Genomic DNA, 16,444 nt, shown 5'->3' on the forward strand with positions numbered 1-16,444 from the left:
CATCAGGCCACGTCCCGGACGATGAGCGCTGGAATCTCGATGTCCTCGATAATCCGTGAGGGCACGTCACCGATGATGCGCTCGCGAAGCGAGGGTTCTGTCTCGCCCAGGATGACGAGGTCGAACTCGCTCCCGAGCGCGATGATTTCGGCCACGGGGTCGCCGCCCTCAGACAGCCGTCGGTGTATTCGGTCGGTTTCCACCCCGAAATCGGCGATTCGGTCGCTCGCCCCCCGGAGCAAGAACTCGCCCTGACTTGGGTCTGTGTCTTCTGGGATTGCGTGAAAGAGCGTGACCGTCGCCTCGCTCGCGAGCAGGAGGTCTGCAACTACCGAGACGATTCGTTCGAGGTTAACGTCGCCGCGCAGCGGAACCAGGATGCGGCCGATAGCAGTCGTGTCACCGCCGGCAAGCACCGCGTCGCAGTCGTACTCGTCGGCGATTCGGTCGATGGTCGCGGTACGGTCGTGGGTAAACACGAGCACGTCGGTTACGCGCTGCCTGCCAGCGACAATGTCCGCGAGACGGCGCGTCGATTCCGCCCCGTACTCGTCTTTGATGAGTGCGGGTTCGGCCTGGCTCGGCACCGGGAAGTAGCCGAGCAGGACCACGTCGATCGGGCCGAGCAGGTCGAGAATCGAGAGCGACGGCGTCTCCGAGGCGGAGATATCGACCGGCACCAGAATCGTCAGGTCACGGGACAGAACCATCGTATGGTATCTATTCGCATACAACTGGTATCAATTCATCGTGGCGACAGCACGGCAGGGAGCGTGATTTCACGGGCGAACTGCCCGAACACAAGAATCTAACCAACAATGTATGTAGAACCGCTACTGCCTTCACGCCGTTTGGTTCTCGTAGGTGCTTCGGTTCTGAGTGGGTCGGTCGTGAGTGCTCGGATTCGACCACGTGGCTTCGTGGGGACCCGTCTGGCAGAAAGCCATCGACGTCGCCTACGGACCACCAAACGACCGGGTACGCACTGGATTGGCCCACCAGACTCTCGGGACCACCGAGAAGCAGTACGTTGAGGTTCCCTACCAGTACGACGACGCATACGAACCGCCGGCATCGTTCAGCGTCTCCCAGGCCCTCCACGACAAGCTACAGGCTGATTTCTGGAACGTCAGCTACCGCCTTGAGATTCAGGGCGGCGAGACGCTCGAGGGTGACCACCTCGGTGGCATCGTCTCCCGAAAGACGTTCAACAGGGTTGGGATTCACGACCGGGCACAGGTTTACGAGTGGGATGGACAGGTACACACGCTCCGAACCGCGGACCGAACGCCGAAGTTCGAGGAAACAGAGTTGTCCAGGTACGACGCAGAAGCACTGCCCGGACGCTAACACTCGTTTTTTCGTTCGATGGGCAGCATCGACGCCAAATTTCGCGAGTCTACACGGTTCGAGGCAGAATACCACGGGTCACCGGACCCGTGGGTGAATGCCGACCCATAGTTTCACAAACAATCAAGTCGAATAGGGTGATAGTGATGGCGACTACTACCAAACCGCGTAAAAAGACCTTTTACGCACCGCCATCACGTTGCGATACTGAGAATGCGGTACCTCTCAAAACCCATTCAACGAGACTGGTAAGACGGGTACTGTCGGGTCGTGGTGGAGCGACCGACCCTCACGGACCACGCAGTGGTTCGGGTGTTACTCTCGAAGACACGAGGACGCACGTCCGAGTGCGAGGGGAATTAAAGTCCGTTGCCGTGGCGGTGCAGACGTAGACACGGACGCCACGGGTCACCCGACCCGTGGTACTTCACAGCAGGTATCGAGAGACGAAGATGGCAGCGAAGACGATGGCGGGGACGGTGCTGAAGCCGGTCAAAAAGAGTACGACCAGCCGTCGTCCGGGCCGCCGAACACGAGTAGAGAGGAACGCCCCGAACGACAGGACGGCCGTCGGGAAGAGAAATTGCACGGCGTTGTCCGCGAGAAGGTAGACGTCGTTCGGTCCAGCGATACCGGGTTGGACGTACGGCCCGGTGGTCCCGAGGACGAACAGAAACCCGGCGAAGAGGCCGAATATCGAGGCGGCGAGGCTGACGGTGGCCACGACGGCAAACCACGTCTGGTCACCCGGTCTCGAAAAGGCGTAGAAGACGCCGAGTGCGACGATTGCCGGTCCGAGAGCGAGCGCGTAAACCGCTGCCTGTACGTGCTCTCCCCCGAGCGCGTATCCCGGAACGGCCGTCGCGATGGTGACCAGACACAGTACGGCGAACGTGACCGTCACCCAGAGCGGTCGCCGTGCGAGTAGCTGAAGGGCGATGTTCATGTCAGCATTTCACGAGGAATTCGCATAAGTATACCCTGCCTAACGCTCCCCACGGTCCCCGTTAAAAGTCGGTCAGCTTCGCCTCCGTCGCCCCTTTTGCGTCACGACCAAACTCCGAGAGCGCGACGAACTCTAGGCCGTTGTCGTGGAGGGCGCGTTTCACGCGCGTCGAGGCCGAAGGTGCGACGAGCATCCCGCGGACGTTCTCGTTGGTCTCTTCGTAGAGCGAGACGTACCGCTGGAGCTGGTCGAAGTGGTTGAGCGTCGCCTGAATCCGTTTCACCTCGATGACGACGGGGACACCCGCGTCGTCTACAGCGTAGAAGTCGATAAACCCGTACTTCGACTCGCGTTCGTGTTCGACGATGCGGATGTTGTCGCCAAGCACGTCCGGGTTCGATTTGATGAACTCGTGCATCTCTGCTTCCGTGCCCGACTCCTCGTAGGTCGCGCCGTCTACGGCATCGAAGCGGGTGAGTCCGTAGGCCTCCTCGATTCTGACTTCGACGCGTTCGCTCGGGTTCGTCCGCCGGGCGAGGAGGACCGCGTCACCGTCGCTGAGGCGCGCGGAGACGCTGCCGCCGCCGGGCATCCAGTTTACCGGCTTGTGGCCGGTTGGCTGGTGAACGAGAAACGTCCCGTCCGGCTTGGCGACGAGAATGCGGTCGCCAGCGGCCAGAGAGCCGCTCGTCCGCCCCTCGTAGGTGACTTCGCAGCGTGCCTGAACGGTGAGCATCGACCCGTCGCGGGCGGCCGCCTTCGCGGCGTCGACCACCGCCGCCGCGTCTGGAGATTCGAGTTGCGAGATGGGCATTCGTCTCGCATCTACGCTGCCGGACAGTCATTAAGGGTGGAGATTCCACCGTGCGTAGAATGTCCCGACCGGCGGTGCGCTGCTGAGTTCGACACGTTGACTCGACAGGCTCCGCTAAAAGCTGTTTCTCGTCGACTGTACGCGGACGAAGGGGTAGTGGTCGAGGTACTCGACGAGGCGCGTGCTCCCGAGGTACCCACTTGGGGACTTCTCCAGTTCGATGTACTGGAGGCCATCTTTGAGGTACGTAGAGATCACCTGACGGGAGGTGTCTTCGAGGTAGGCGACGAACTGGTCTGAGACGAGTCGGGGGTTCATCACGTACGAGATGACGTCCTGTTCGCTGATGAGGTTCGCCTGCGACCACGTTCGCAGATTCCTGAGTTCCTGCTCGCCAATCGATTCGAAAAACGAGTGAGCGTGAACGGTCGCGAACAGCGGTCGATACCCCTTTCGGTCGAAGATCTCCTGGATTGCTTCCGTGGGTTCGTACTCACCGTCCTGGTAGACGAGGTGATTCTCGTGGATGGGATCGCGTTCGCTAATCATGTCCAGGATGAACAGGCGGTCTTCTGCCAGTAACGTGTCTACGTCGCCGATTTGTCGGTCGAACAGGGAACACAGACGGTCGACGTCCAGTTCGAGCGGCGGGATGACCGCGACTGCATAGCCCTCCTCGACCGCTTGCGTCTGGAGATTCGCGAGAAACGACCGGATGGTCGCGAGGCCGTCCGTTTTGAGTAGATTCACGCCGCCTTTTGGCACGCCGCCGCCGGTGAGGTCGTCGAGGCCGATGACTCCGGTCGAGAGCAGGTCGATGTCGAGGTAAGTGTTCGCGACGGTTTCGAGACGTGGGATGGTACGCAAACCTGTAGAAGTGAACTCAGTCGCGAACGTTCGCCGGTCGTGGTCCACCCCGCGCAGTTTGTTGATTTTCGTGAACAGGTGGTCTTCGCCGCCGACCATATCTCGCCACAGCGAAATGACGCCGTGGGTCTTGTACTGGATGCCGAGGTCCGTGTTCTCTGGATTGCGCTCTGCGGTCAACAGCGTCGTCGCCTCGAACTCGTTTGTAAAGAGGTGAATGAGGTCGAGAACCGCCCGTGAGAACAGCGCGTCGCCGTCGATAATCGGCCGAAGTGCGGTTATCGAGTCGAAGGCGACACGGTCTGCAGGACCAAAGTCGCGGAGATAGTTCGCGACGTGAGCGTTTTCGAACGGCACGGGAATTCCCTCCGTGACGTTCTCTCCGGCGAGCGTCGTCAACCGTAACGCGTCTGCGTTCTCGATGGTGCCCCCCAGGTTGGGTGTGGAGTGTTCCGATGGTCAATCCCTCGTGGTCGAGGTCGAATTCGAACGGTGCGAACGAATCCGCGATTTCGTCTAACGTCTGCTCGGTGCTGACGTAGACACACTGTTCTCCATCTCGGAGCCCTGTCTGGAGGTACTGCATCGCGAGCGTGCTCTTGCCGACACCGGGTTCGCCGGTGAGCAACACCGCTCGATTCTCTGGAATTCCCCCGCCCAGCGCCCTGTCTAACTCGACATCACCGATAGAAACAAGCATGGCCAACAATTACCCCGGCGTAGCATAATGTTAGCTATTGTGACACTCACGATTGTTGGAAAATTGCTGTAGCAACGAAGCTTTTTGACCCACGGCGGAGTGCTTCGATGCATGCCAGGGGCTATCGTCCTCGAAGGGAAACGCGTCTCGCTCGCAACCGTAGAGGAAGACGACCTGGAGTTCCTGCGCGACAACGTAAACCATCCGTCAGTGCGCGTGCCAGTGGGCCAGCAACTCCCAACCAACGGCTATCAGGAACGCCAGTACTTCGAGGAGATGAGTACGGACACGAGCATCGTCCAACTGCTCATCGTGAGCAACGACCGGCGCGTGGGCGTCGTCGAACTCGACCCCATCGACCGAGAGACAGGACAGGCGGAACTCGCCTACTGGCTCGTCCCCGACTATCAGGGGGAGGGTTATGCGAAGGCCGCAGTCGAACTGACCGTCGAATACGTCTTCGAGCAGCTGCGGATGCACCGCATTCAGGCCGCCGTGTTTTCGTTCAACGAAGCGTCGATGGGCCTACTCAAACGGCTCGGGTTCACCGAGGAGGGTGTTCACCGCGAGGACGTGTTCGTAAACGGCGCGTACCACGACACCCACTACTTCGGTCTGCTCGAAGACGAGTGGCGAGCCGGACGCTGAGTCAGCGAGTCGTCTTGTCTTCGCGTCGCAACTCCTCGTCCGGCGTCGAAAGAACGTTCCCGGTGTGGGTTACTGCTGTGGGCTGTAGTTTGGCGCTTCGTCCGTAATCATCACGTCGTGTGGGTGGCCCTCGGTCTGTCCGGCCGAGGAGATACGGACGAATTCGGCGCGTTCTTTGAACTCCGGAATCGTGGAGGCTCCAACGTAGCCCATCCCGCTTTTCATGCCGCCGACGAGTTGGTGGAGTTCGCTCGCGAGACTACCCTTGTACGGCGTCGCCGCCTCGACACCTTCGGGGACGTATTCGTCTTCACCCTCAGGTTCGCCCTTCAGATAGCGGTCGCCGCCACCAGAGCGCATCGCGCCGACGCTGCCCATGCCGCGGTACTGCTTGTACTTCTTGCCGTTCATCGTGATGACGCGGCCCGGAGCCTCGTCGGTCCCGGCGAAATACGACCCGAGCATGACGGCGTCTGCGCCTGCGGCGAGCGCCTTGATGGCGTCACCAGAGTAGCGAATCCCGCCGTCTGCGATGACGGGGACGCCCTCGGGTGCGGCGACGTCTGCGACCTGCGCGATGGCCGTAATCTGTGGCATTCCCGCACCCGTGACGACGCGGGTCGTACAGATACTGCCAGGGCCGATGCCGACCTTGATGCCATCTGCGAAGTCGACGATGGCCTCCGCGGCCTCTCGGGTACCGATGTTCCCGACGACGACGTCCGCCGATACGGACTCCTGAATCTCGCGGGCGCTGTCGATGACGTTCAGGTTGTGCGCGTGTGCGCAGTCGATGAAGAGCACGTCCGCGCCGGCCTCGTCTGCGGCCGCTGCGCGGTCGAGTTCGAACGGGCCGACGGCCACGCCGACGACGAGGCTGCCGGTCTCGTCTCGGGCGGCGTTGTCGTACTCACGACGCTGGAGGATGCCCTGCATCGTCACGAGGCCGATGAGTTTGTTGTCGTCGTCCACGATTGGGACGCGCTCGATTTTGTGCTCGTACATGAGTTCGAGCGCCTCGCGTGCGGTGACGGCCTCCGTGGCGGTGATGACCTCGTCGGTCATCGCCTCGCGGACCTCGTCGCCCTCACCGACTTCGAGGTACGGGCGGACGTCCGTCGCGCTGATGATGCCGAGCACACAGTTCTCGTCGTCTACGACCGGTGCGCCACTGACTCCGCGCTGTTCCATGAGCTGGTCGACGGAGCGGATGGTCATGTCGGGATTCGCCGTGACGACTTCGCGGATGATGAGGTCGTCTGCGGCCTTGACGCGGTGTATCTCCTCGACCATCGTCTCGACGTCCATGTTTCGGTGGAGGACGCCGATGCCACCCTGTCGCGCCATCGCCGTCGCGAGGTCGCTTTCGGTGACCGTGTCCATCGCCGCGGAGAGCACGGGTACGTTGAGGGTGACGTTCTTCGATACGTGCGTTGCCACGTCCGCGTCGTCAGGTTCGACCCGACTCTCTTTGGGTCTAAGCAGGACGTCGTCGAACGTGAGCGCCTCTGGGACGCGTAACTTCTGGGAGAAAGGTTCGTCTTCGGGAACGTCGTTCGCCATATAAATCGTCAGCAATCGTCCCTCAAAAGCGTTGCGAGATTTACCCTCCATGCGGCCCCTACCCACGACGCCGACACCGCACAGCCTTTGATAAACCGCTCGGGCAACGGAACGGAGTTTACGCCAACAGATAGACGAACGTCCACTAATTCTCCGAGAACGCGTGGGTTTGACTATCTTGAGAACGTCTCACGTTCGATTTTCGAGCGGCGTGGAACCATCTCTCACACAATATTTATGACTATCACGATTGTGGGTAGCGTATGGACGCTGCCAGTCCCATCGCACGGAGTACGGCCGGTCAGAACAACGACAGTTCCGGCACCTTTACACTCATTAATGCGATGAAATCCATTTTTACACTGGCAGGATTCCCATCGGTTGGACTCTGGCGAAAACGCGACAGCGTTGATCGCCGGTATCGTCCTTCATATCGCCGTTTGGCCTATGGTGACGGCCACCAGTAGTCCGAAATGAGTAGTTCCCAACACCCAATCGCACTACGGTTAGAGCGGCAGGTGGGCGGCGCAGCCAAGTTACTCGTCACGGTGATGGCGCTGCCGCTCATCGATGGTATCTTTCCTGCACTCGTGCTCGCGGGAGCACTCGACAGTGTGACGGGCATCCTCGAAGTCGGTTTGCTCGTCTTCGGTGGCTCTGCGACCGTCGCGGTCATCCTCGCAGAAATGGACGGAACCCCGCGTGAACAGGCACAGACGATTCTCATCGTCGGGATTCCGCTCATCGCACTGGCTGCCCTCGAAGCAGCTCTCGCACCGACCATCAAGAGCGTACTCATGCTCGACACCTTCGAGCGCTTCGCCGCGCTCGTCATCCTCGCCATCGCGGCGAAGACGGCGAGTGCCACCATCGGCGAGTACCTGCCACGGCCGGGGGTCATCATCGGCCTCGGCCTCCTCGCCAGCCTCAACGTCTCCGGGTTCGAGTTCGCGCTCGCGCTGAACCCGGACCTCATCGTCCGGGCCGCGGCCGCCGCCGGCGTCGGCGTCGGATTTGCGCTCTCCATCGCGCTGCTCGGCCCGTGGCTGCGCGGCGTCGTGGACATCGACCGCTTCCGCTTCGGGAGCGCCGTCGCCCTCGGGATGCTACCACTCTCCATCCTGCACGTGCCCGGCGTCCCATCCGACGCACCAATCGCGCTCGCTGTCCTCGGCATCGCGACCATCCTCGCGTTCGACCCGGACAACGCGACGATTCCAAAGCGCACCAAGACCACCGCGCCACCGGAAACGGAACCGGAGCCAGCACCCGAACCGACCGCCACCCGTCCACAGCCTGTCCACTCGCAGGCGGTCACCGACGGCGGCGACGACGAAGACGACTCGGGGGCCTACGGCTATCCCGGCGAATCCGAAAACCGGGCTCCGTGGCTCTGACCGAGAGCGCTAACACTTAGGGGCACGCGCCCCACCGCTTTTCTATGGCTGATAATCGTGTCGTGCAGGGTCGCATGGTCACGCCCAAACGACTCGCCGCACTCATCGAAGGCGACGACGTCATGGACGCAGAACCGATTCGCGACGCAGACCGCGAGTGCCCCGACTGCGGCGGCAACGTCCTCGAAGTGGGCTACATGCCCTCCGTCATGGAGTTCGTTACGGGCTGGAAGTGCCAGGACTGCGACTGGGCGGCAGACGACCGCGACGACTGAACCGGCGCTACTCCTCGATAAACACTAACTCCTGGTCCGCCGGCGGCGCGAGATACCCCGCCACGAGGCCGACCAGCGCGATGGTCACCCCGCCGAAGACGCTCCAGCCGACGACGAGCCACAGCCCCCCGTCGCGCAACATGAGTTCCGGAAACGGGACTGTCGTCGCCATGACGTACCCGACGCTCCAGTAGGCTCCCTCGATGAGTCCAGGCGTCGTCTTGAGCAGATAGAAGGTGAGCGCGAAGACGGCCCCGCCACAGAGGCCGCTCGCGAAGCCGTGGCTCGTCCGGTCGAACCCGTGTTCGCCGGCCAACCGCCCGGCGATGACCCCCCCGATAACGCCCGTGAGCGCCACGAGCACGAGGCTCTGGAGAAGTTGCCCACGGAGCGGCCAGGCGGCGTAGAGCACTCCGAGATAACTCGTCTGTGCGAGCGCCCCGAGGCCGATGGCACGGTAGTCGGGCATTGGAGGCGATAGCAACCGCGGAGTGAAATATCATCCGCAGATTTCTCAGGTAGCCGACGACGGAAATCCCGCGCACGCGGCGTGTTTTTCCGCCACTGAATCGAAACCACTTTAGGTGCCATTGTCCAACGGTGAGATGCGCGGGGTCGTGGCCAAGCCCGGCATGGCGACTGACTCCAGAGGTAACACGCTCGGTGACGACACTCCAGAACTGATATACAGAGCGCCCGACTGATCATCAGGCGCGTTGACGACCCTCTGGAGTACCGAGGCGTACCGGAGATATCAGTCGATCGGGGGTTCAAATCCCTCCGACCCCACTCGCGCTTTTACCGGACTCAAATCGACAGACAGCGGAGCTTTTGTAATACTCTTTATCGAAATTCGCCGTTTGATGAAGCCGAAGCAATCTGTGCTCCCCGTCGTGTTGGGATAAGGGTTCGCAATTTGCGGTCCGGTGCGCGGTTCTGGTCTTACTGTGCGGGGACGCCGTACGGGACGGTCCGCTTCGGCTTGCGCTTTCTCAGGTAGAACGCGAGGACGAGGAGGCCACCGATGATGGGCGGAATGAAAAACCCGATGAAGAAGCCCACGGCCCACATGTCGGCGGTGTCCATGTTGCGACCTCGACCGTCTCGGTAGATGAGGAACGCGCCGACCAGGGCAACCGCGAGGGCGACCGGTCCAGAGAGGGAGATGTGTATACCAGCCATACGATTCATACCCCGAAATGCGGTATAAGTTTTGTTCAATCAGTTAACATACCGGGTGCTGGTGACGAAGCCGTCGCTGTGCGGTTTGCTTGCTAAAAAATGGAACCACGCGAGGGAGGAACCGAGTTATTCCTGGACGATGAAGCCGCCTGCGGCCTCCAGAATCTCGTCCTTCGATTTCGCTTCGTCGAAGGCGGCGGGGAAGGGGTCTGCGCCGTTCAAGAGGTTCAGGTAGGAGGCGTGACGGGCTTCGACGGTCGCGATGGTTGCGCCAGCGGTGACCAGTTCTTTGTTCTCGATTTTGTTGATTGCACCGTCGTAGGCGGAGACGCCGGTGTTTTCGAGGACTTGCGCGATGGCGAGAAACTCTTCAGGGGTTTCGAAGCCGAATTCGTATTCGAGTTCGGGGACGGGGTCGCCGCCGAGGTCGGTGATGACCTGCGTGAGGACTTCAGTGTGGGTCGATTCGTGGTCGCCGATGTCCACGATGTTGTTGTAGACGTCCTTGCGGACGCGGGCGCTGAAGCCGTTCAGGGTCTTGCAACGCTCGAAGTCCGTACTACAGAACTGCTCTACGCCGCGGCGGTAGAACACGTCTTCTAAGTGTTCGAGCGTGAGAGCGAAGTTGAGCACGTCCACGTCGGTTGGTGCGTCTTCGTCCTCCTCCTGTGCGCCTGCGGTCCCGACTGCGCTGCCACCCATACCGAGGAGGACAACGCCTGCGGCCGTCCCCTTCGTGAGGAAATCACGGCGGGAGGTGAGTCGGTCGTTTACTGCGCTAATCGCGTGCTGCATCGCGGAGACACCGTCGTTCTCGGCTGGATTGGTAGCCATTGTCTGTAACTCCGCTCGAATCGATGGCGAAGCGCTTGAAAGGAATTTGCCAGACTCTCACCCAAATTCCACACAAATGTCTCCAAACGGGCCGAATATATGCACAAAATATTTTGAATTACCATATTTTTTGTGTTTCGCGGTTGGAATACACGTTCCCCGCCTCTGTGCGGAATCGTGCCTCCGACCGCCCATACATACAAAGCCTCAGTAATCGTATCTCCGATACTACATGCGGGCGCTGGGTTACCGCACAGCAGTCGTCGTCGCAGACCTCGCAGCCCTCGCTTCGGTGGCTGGCGTCCTCGTCGCGGCGTATCTATTCCTTCCAGTTGCCATCCAAGAGCAGTTGACGCTGACTCACGACGCGATTCGACCAGTGGCGTTGCTCACAGCGTCGTACGTCCACCTCTCGGCTGCCCACCTCTGGAACAACGTCGTCGGGTTCGCGAGCGTGTCCGTGGTCGTCTATCTCACGTGCCTCCTCCTTCGAAGACGCCGATGGTTCTGGACGACGTCGCTCTGTTTCCTGGTCGCCGTTCCGATACTCGTCTCACTGTCGAGCTACGCGCTGCTCGCCACCGCACATCCCGGTGCAGTCCGTATCGAGAGCAAAGGATTCTCCGGCGTCGTCGCCGCTTTCGGTGGATTCCTGTTCGTGACGCTCCTCGTCTGGGTGCGGACTCACTACTCGCGCGAACAGGCGCTCTACGTCGGCCAAATCGTTGCAATCGTGTTGCTCGCAGAACTCCTCATCATCTACGCCAGCACGCTCTCGATACTCGAACTCGGGTTGGTGAGTCTCGGCATCGGGTTGCCCCTCGGGGCACTTGGTTACCGAACGCTCGGGCCGACGGCGGCAATTCGCACGCGCCACACCGTTTTCGACGTCGGATTCGTCGTCCTCGTCTGCGCGATGCTCGCGGCGCTCGTCTACGGACTGTTTCCGGCCCAGATCGTCGCTTCCGGGGCTGTGACGAACGTGTACGCCCACTTCGCCGGATTCGTCTGGGGTGTGCTGTTCGCGTGGCTGCTCGAAAAAGTGGCGTGAACGTTAGGCGGCGGGAATCGGTTTGCGCTCTTTCACCGGTCGCTCCGGCATCGTGTGGATGACGACCTTCGCGTCGGTGGCGTTTCGTTCTGCTGGGAGGACGGAGATGGGTTCGGGAATCAACGCCGCTAACTCCTCGATGGAATCGACCGTAATCACCCAGATGTTGCGGTAGACGGTGGTTTTCAGGTGGGCGCGACACGACATAGTCGCCCCGGGGACGATTGGTTCGTCACCAGCTACCGGTGAGCGCGTCGCGTCCTCGCGTTCGATTTCTACGTACATGGGTTTCGTCGCTGCGTGTGGTACACGCAGGAATGTCGAATATAGGCGCGCAAGCGGCTTAGCTTTCGCTCTGGTGTCTGGCGATTTCTCGAAGCGTCGTCGTGTGGACGCGCGGGTCGGGGAAGTCCTCGCAGTACTGATAGCGGTAGGCCAGTTGGATGACACCGTCGCTATCAACGATGAACTCTCCGGGGAGTTGCCAGCCGTTATCCACGAGCGGGCGGCCCGATTGATGGCGGGTTTCCGCGAGTTCGGCACCGGCCTCGGGGTCACGGCGAATCAACTCGGGTGACGCGTCGTAGAACACCTGGGTTGGAATTCCCTCAAGGAGGCCGTAATCGACGTACGTCTTCAGCTCGACGTCACAGAGAATCGGACACGAGATACCGTGTTCTTTGACGTACGCGGCGGCACGCACTGGCTCACCCTGGCCGACAATCACCACCGACGCGCCCGCATCGACGTACGCTGCGATTTCTTCCTTCAGCCGGGCGGCCCGTTCGACGCCACAGCCACAGCCGAACTGACGCCAGAAGAGGATGAGCGCAGGGTCGCCAGTCCAGAACTCGCTCAGCGTTCGGGAGTTCCCCATGTGGTCTTGTAAGGTCACATCCGGCGCGGGGTCGCCAACTTGCACCGGGAGCACCGTCCATCGCGTGCGGGTTGGCCCCCGTTCGAACCCTGTTCGCCACTCGTGTTCCGCATCGTCTAGCTGCCGACCGAATTCACTGCTCATGCGCATCATCTACGTCCCAGTGGGACACAGAGTGACTAGGACGCGCTCTGCGTGGAAAATGATGACTCTACCGACTCGATGGTGAGACTGTTTAAAATATCTGAATATCGGCTACTCGTTTCGCTCTGTATCTCGCTTTCGTCCACGACTCCAAACATTTGTTACGGATTCGCCTGTTGGAGGGGTGTGGTCTACGTCTTTCATGGTCTGCCGGCGGCTGCGTTTTGGCATAGTGATACTGTGTAACATACCACATCTACTTAACCATTTCTTCGACGTGGTAATAACACATTATAGCATATTAAACACCTTAAATATCGCGTTGGTCGCCGTCTCCGTCGGTACAGCCACGGTCCGACCGACGGTCACCCGTTGATATCTTTGTCTTCGAACAGTTCAGCGGCGAGCATCACGAGGCCGAGCGTGACCGCGAGGAGGACCGCCGCGCCGAGCCAGTCGATTTCCCCGAGCGAGAGCACGTCTGCGGGGTCCAGATAGCGGGCGAACGAGAACTGGCCGGCCCACTCATAGTCGGTGCCGCGAGTGAGCGAGTCGAGGAAGTAGGTGGCGAACAGCAACCCGATGGCGACGCCCTGTGCCCGACGTACATCGTCGAACACGACGGAGGCGACCAGGCCGAGCGCGGAGCACGCGGCAAGATAGAGAACGAACAACACGTGGAGTGCCACGAGGTCCGCGAGCGGTACGGACTCGCCGACAAATTGGATGCCGAAGTAGACGGCCAGGAGGGAAACGGCGTTGACGGCGACGTTCACTGGCAGGAGTGCGAGAAACTTCTCGACGACGAATCGCGTTCGGGAGATGGGGTTCACGAGCAACAAGTCTATCGAGCGATTTTCTACCTCGGCTGAGACGAGCGAGGCGGCGGCGTACGCGAAGTAGATGCCGAGGATGAGTAACCAGACGAGCACGTACAACTGGGAAACGAGATAGCCGTCGATGGTCGAAAGCGAGGTGACGCTTCCGACGAAACTCTGGCGGAGCTCCGGTGAGAGCGTGTCGAGGTAGGCGTCTAAATCCACGTCAGACTCCGAGATAGATGGAAAGAGACCGACCGTCAGCGCGATGAGCGCGAGGACGAGAATCGTGAGGGCGGTGGCACCCCGGAGTCGCCTGCGCGCCTCGAACCGGGCGATTTCAAGCACCGGTATCACCGTCGTAAAAGTGCATGAACACGTCCTCTACGGACGTCTCTCTGATGTCGAGGTCGCGGACGGTGTACCTGGCGAGTTCGTCGATGAGACCATCGTAATTCTCGGTGACGATGAGGCGAAGATAGCCCTCCTCGTCGAGTTCGGTGCGGGCGATGCCCGGCATCAAGAACTCGCTGGGGTCGACGGATTCTTCGAGCGAGACGCGGACGACTTTTCCGCTCTTGGCCAGAAGCGCGTCGATGTCTTCGAGCGCCACGAGGCGGCCGTCGCGGATGATGGCGACCTCCTCACAGATTTTCCGCACCTCGCTCAGGATGTGTGTCGAGAAGAAGGTGGTGACCCCCGCGGCCTGTTCTTCGCGCAGAAAGTCGTAGAACCTCTCCTGGACGAGCGGATCGAGCCCGGAGGTCGGTTCGTCCATGATGACGAGTCGGGGGTTGTGCATGAACGCCTGGACGATGGCGAGTTTCTGGCGGTTCCCCCGCGAGTAGGTCTTCACCTTCCTGTCTTCTGGTATCGGAAAGAGCGAGAGGAGTTCCTCCCTTCGGTCGTCCCCGCGCAGGCGAGCGAAGTAGTCGAGCATCCGCGTGCCGGTCGTGTTCCGGTAGAAGCGAAAGTCCCCGGGGATGTGGCCAATCGCCTGTTTCGCCGCGGTCAATGCCGCTGTGTCGGTTACGTCGTGACCGAGGATGCGCGCCGTCCCGCTCGACGGGTGGAGGAGGCCTAGAAGCGTTCTAATAGTCGTGCTCTTTCCCGCGCCGTTCGGGCCTAAGAACCCGAATATCGTCCCCTCGTCCACCGAGAACGTCAGGTCTTCGATGCCCCTGACCTCGCCGTAGTACTTGGTGAGCCCATCGGTTTCGATAAGCGCAGTCACGAGTGGACATAAGCCGGCTGAACATATAGAATCGCTGGCGAGTTGGTGAACCGGAGGACTGGACCGAAACTAGCCCCAACATACCAGTACACACGGTTATCTATCTTCTAAGCATATTTACAGGTATGCACATCGTACGGGCCGTGCTGGTGGTGGTGCTCCTTCTCACGAGCAGCGTCGGCTCCGTCGTCGGGTTTCAGGAGGATACGAGCGTTTCGGGGCGGCCGGAGTTCACCGCGTACATCCCCGAAAACCGCATCGCTCCCGGCACCGACGGCACCGTTTCGTTGTTCCTCGTGAACACGGGGAAAATTCTGGTTTCGGGTGCCGACGAGTTCGAACAACTCGTCCAGACTGCCCGCGCGACGACGGTTTCAGTGACCGCCCCCGAATCGAATCCGATTTCGATACGCACAGGAACGACGCCGGTCGGGACGCTCCCCGAAGGCGTGGCCGGGCCGTATCCGATACGAGTCGTCGTGCCGGACGATACGACGCCTGGCACCTACGAACTGACTGTCACCGTCGAGTTCGAACACACCGCGAAAGTCATCACCAGTCCGGACGGGTCGGTCCGGTTCACCGAGCGGTCGCGCACCGAAGAACTGCCCGTGACCGTCGTCGTCGAAGACCAGGCACAGTTCTCGATTCGCACCGTCGAGTCCGCCGTCGCCGTCGGCGGCACGGGCACCGTCACGCTCGACGTGACCAACGACGGCACGGAACCGGCCCGCGACGCCACGCTTCTGGTCCAATCTGCAGACCCGGAACTCACCTTCGGTGCGGGCGCGGCCAGTGCCGAGAACTTCCTCGGCACGCTGGCTCCGGGGGCCACCACGCGCGTGACCGTCCGGGCTGGACTGGCCACGGACGCGCTGGTTCGTAACTACGCCGCCACCGCCACCGTCCAGTATAAGGATGCAGCAGGCCTAGAACAGCAGTCCGGAACCACCTCGCTCGGTATCCAGCCTCAATCGGGCCAGCCTTTCAGCATCGAGAACGTGACCAGCACGCTCCGCGTGGGCGGCGACGGGACGGTTTCGGGCAGCGTCGTCAACACTGGGGGCGTGGCCGTGACGGACGTGGTCGTGATGCTCGAACCGGTCGCCCCGCCGCTCGTCGCTCAGAACACCGCGATTCCTGTGGGGGACCTCGAACCGGGTGAGCGCGCCGCGTTCGAATATACGGTCGCCGTCGTCCCGAACGCCACCGCCGGGACGCGCCGCCTCTCAGCGACGGTGGAGTACCGCTCCCCGGCCGGGAAACAGGTGACTGCACCGTTCTCGCTCGCGATTCCCGTCGCACAGAAACGCGACCAGTTCAGCGTCACGCCGGTAAACGCAACGTTCGAAGTCGATTCGAGCGGCATCCTCGTCGTTCGACTCACGAACGAAGGCGACACCCAGGTCACCGACGTCACCGCCCAGCTACAGCCCGTCGAACCGCTTTCGAGCGCCGACGCCACGACGTTCGTCTCGCGGCTCGACGCTGGTGAATCGGCAACCCTGCGCTTCGACCTCGACGTTTCCGACGACGCCATCCCGAAGACGCAGGTCGCAACGCTCGCTCTCAGCTACGAGTCCGCAACTAGAACCGCACGGGTCGAATCGCAACCGATTCCGGTCACGGTCGTGGCGGGTGAACCACAGTCGATTCCAGTCGAAGCGGTCGGACTCGTCGTGGTTGCCGTCGTGGTCGCCTCGGTCTGGTGGTACAGACGCCGGTAGCGTTGCCACTCACCGGG

General features: G+C 61.2%; 18 protein-coding genes, 1 tRNA gene and 1 pseudogene. 7 read left to right on the top strand and 13 right to left on the bottom strand.

The window, feature by feature from the left end; all coding sequences use genetic code 11:
- Positions 1-2 precede the first annotated feature (2 nt).
- Positions 3-710: a universal stress protein gene (locus P1M51_RS06315; RefSeq protein ID WP_276274894.1), complete on the bottom strand. Its 708-nt coding sequence runs from the start codon at positions 708-710 to the stop codon at positions 3-5.
- Between the two features lie 202 nt (positions 711-912).
- On the opposite strand from P1M51_RS06315, the gene P1M51_RS06320 reads away from it, so the two are divergent.
- Positions 913-1,350 carry a hypothetical protein gene (locus P1M51_RS06320; RefSeq protein WP_276274895.1) on the top strand — a complete coding sequence of 146 codons (438 nt, stop codon included), beginning with the start codon at positions 913-915 and terminating at the stop codon, positions 1,348-1,350.
- 427 nt (positions 1,351-1,777) lie between these two features.
- Here P1M51_RS06320 and P1M51_RS06325 read toward each other — a convergent pair whose 3' ends face one another.
- The 4 genes and pseudogenes from P1M51_RS06325 to P1M51_RS20110 all read right to left on the bottom strand — a co-directional run.
- Positions 1,778-2,296: a hypothetical protein gene (locus tag P1M51_RS06325; protein WP_276247337.1), complete on the bottom strand. Its 519-nt coding sequence runs from the start codon at positions 2,294-2,296 to the stop codon at positions 1,778-1,780.
- A 61-nt stretch (positions 2,297-2,357) separates the two neighbouring features.
- Positions 2,358-3,110, bottom strand: a complete 753-nt coding sequence (nucS, locus tag P1M51_RS06330) for an endonuclease NucS (protein WP_276247338.1) — start codon at positions 3,108-3,110, stop codon at positions 2,358-2,360.
- A gap of 114 nt (positions 3,111-3,224) precedes the next feature.
- The gene (locus P1M51_RS06335; RefSeq protein WP_276274896.1) at positions 3,225-4,376 is read right to left on the bottom strand and encodes an ATPase domain-containing protein; all 1,152 of its coding nucleotides are present in this window, start codon (positions 4,374-4,376) and stop codon (positions 3,225-3,227) included.
- A 133-nt stretch (positions 4,377-4,509) separates the two neighbouring features.
- A pseudogene (locus P1M51_RS20110) lies at positions 4,510-4,677 on the bottom strand (RAD55 family ATPase); the annotation flags it as partial.
- A 111-nt stretch (positions 4,678-4,788) separates the two neighbouring features.
- Here P1M51_RS20110 and P1M51_RS06340 point away from each other — a divergent pair.
- Positions 4,789-5,325: a GNAT family N-acetyltransferase gene (locus P1M51_RS06340; RefSeq protein WP_276247340.1), complete on the top strand. Its 537-nt coding sequence runs from the start codon at positions 4,789-4,791 to the stop codon at positions 5,323-5,325.
- Between the two features lie 69 nt (positions 5,326-5,394).
- Here the strand turns inward: P1M51_RS06340 and guaB are convergent, their stop codons facing one another.
- Complete coding sequence (guaB, locus tag P1M51_RS06345) at positions 5,395-6,888, bottom strand: IMP dehydrogenase (RefSeq protein WP_276247341.1); 1,494 nt, start codon at positions 6,886-6,888, stop codon at positions 5,395-5,397.
- Between the two features lie 473 nt (positions 6,889-7,361).
- Here guaB and P1M51_RS06350 point away from each other — a divergent pair, with 473 nt between their 5' ends.
- Together P1M51_RS06350 and P1M51_RS06355 are read left to right on the top strand one after the other, a co-directional pair.
- The gene (locus P1M51_RS06350; protein WP_276274897.1) at positions 7,362-8,285 is read left to right on the top strand and encodes a DUF5794 domain-containing protein; all 924 of its coding nucleotides are present in this window, start codon (positions 7,362-7,364) and stop codon (positions 8,283-8,285) included.
- 44 nt (positions 8,286-8,329) lie between these two features.
- Complete coding sequence (locus P1M51_RS06355) at positions 8,330-8,560, top strand: DUF5795 family protein (RefSeq protein WP_276247343.1); 231 nt, start codon at positions 8,330-8,332, stop codon at positions 8,558-8,560.
- A gap of 7 nt (positions 8,561-8,567) precedes the next feature.
- Here the strand turns inward: P1M51_RS06355 and P1M51_RS06360 are convergent, their stop codons facing one another.
- Positions 8,568-9,029, bottom strand: coding sequence for a hypothetical protein (locus tag P1M51_RS06360; RefSeq protein ID WP_276247344.1), 462 nt, complete (start codon positions 9,027-9,029; stop codon positions 8,568-8,570).
- 142 nt (positions 9,030-9,171) lie between these two features.
- Between P1M51_RS06360 and P1M51_RS06365 the strand changes: the two genes are divergently transcribed.
- Positions 9,172-9,349 (top strand) — tRNA-Trp (locus tag P1M51_RS06365).
- Positions 9,350-9,502: 153 nt separating this feature from the next.
- Here the strand turns inward: P1M51_RS06365 and P1M51_RS06370 are convergent.
- Positions 9,503-9,742 carry a hypothetical protein gene (locus P1M51_RS06370; RefSeq protein WP_276247345.1) on the bottom strand — a complete coding sequence of 80 codons (240 nt, stop codon included), beginning with the start codon at positions 9,740-9,742 and terminating at the stop codon, positions 9,503-9,505.
- Positions 9,743-9,868: 126 nt separating this feature from the next.
- Entirely contained in the window at positions 9,869-10,576 is a 708-nt protein-coding gene (locus P1M51_RS06375) for a ferritin-like domain-containing protein (protein ID WP_276247346.1), read from the bottom strand.
- 232 nt (positions 10,577-10,808) lie between these two features.
- On the opposite strand from P1M51_RS06375, the gene P1M51_RS06380 reads away from it, so the two are divergent.
- A complete protein-coding gene (locus tag P1M51_RS06380; RefSeq protein ID WP_276247347.1) occupies positions 10,809-11,627 on the top strand; it encodes a hypothetical protein in 819 nt (272 codons plus the stop codon).
- A 3-nt stretch (positions 11,628-11,630) separates the two neighbouring features.
- Here the strand turns inward: P1M51_RS06380 and P1M51_RS06385 are convergent, their stop codons facing one another.
- The 4 genes from P1M51_RS06385 to P1M51_RS06400 form a co-directional block, all read right to left on the bottom strand.
- Positions 11,631-11,912 carry a hypothetical protein gene (locus P1M51_RS06385; RefSeq protein ID WP_276247348.1) on the bottom strand — a complete coding sequence of 94 codons (282 nt, stop codon included), beginning with the start codon at positions 11,910-11,912 and terminating at the stop codon, positions 11,631-11,633.
- Between the two features lie 58 nt (positions 11,913-11,970).
- On the bottom strand, positions 11,971-12,648 hold the full coding sequence (locus tag P1M51_RS06390; RefSeq protein WP_276247349.1) for a peroxiredoxin-like family protein: 678 nt from the start codon (positions 12,646-12,648) through the stop codon (positions 11,971-11,973).
- 365 nt (positions 12,649-13,013) lie between these two features.
- Positions 13,014-13,814, bottom strand: a complete 801-nt coding sequence (locus tag P1M51_RS06395; RefSeq protein ID WP_276247350.1) for an ABC transporter permease — start codon at positions 13,812-13,814, stop codon at positions 13,014-13,016.
- On the bottom strand, positions 13,807-14,700 hold the full coding sequence (locus P1M51_RS06400) for an ABC transporter ATP-binding protein (protein WP_276247351.1): 894 nt from the start codon (positions 14,698-14,700) through the stop codon (positions 13,807-13,809). Before P1M51_RS06400 ends, P1M51_RS06395 begins: the two co-directional genes overlap by 8 nt.
- 125 nt (positions 14,701-14,825) lie before the next feature.
- On the opposite strand from P1M51_RS06400, the gene P1M51_RS06405 reads away from it, so the two are divergent.
- Entirely contained in the window at positions 14,826-16,427 is a 1,602-nt protein-coding gene (locus tag P1M51_RS06405) for a COG1361 S-layer family protein (protein WP_276247352.1), read from the top strand.
- Positions 16,428-16,444 lie beyond the last annotated feature (17 nt).

It is taken from the genome of Haladaptatus sp. QDMS2, assembly GCF_029338295.1.
GTDB lineage: Archaea > Halobacteriota > Halobacteria > Halobacteriales > Halococcaceae > QDMS2.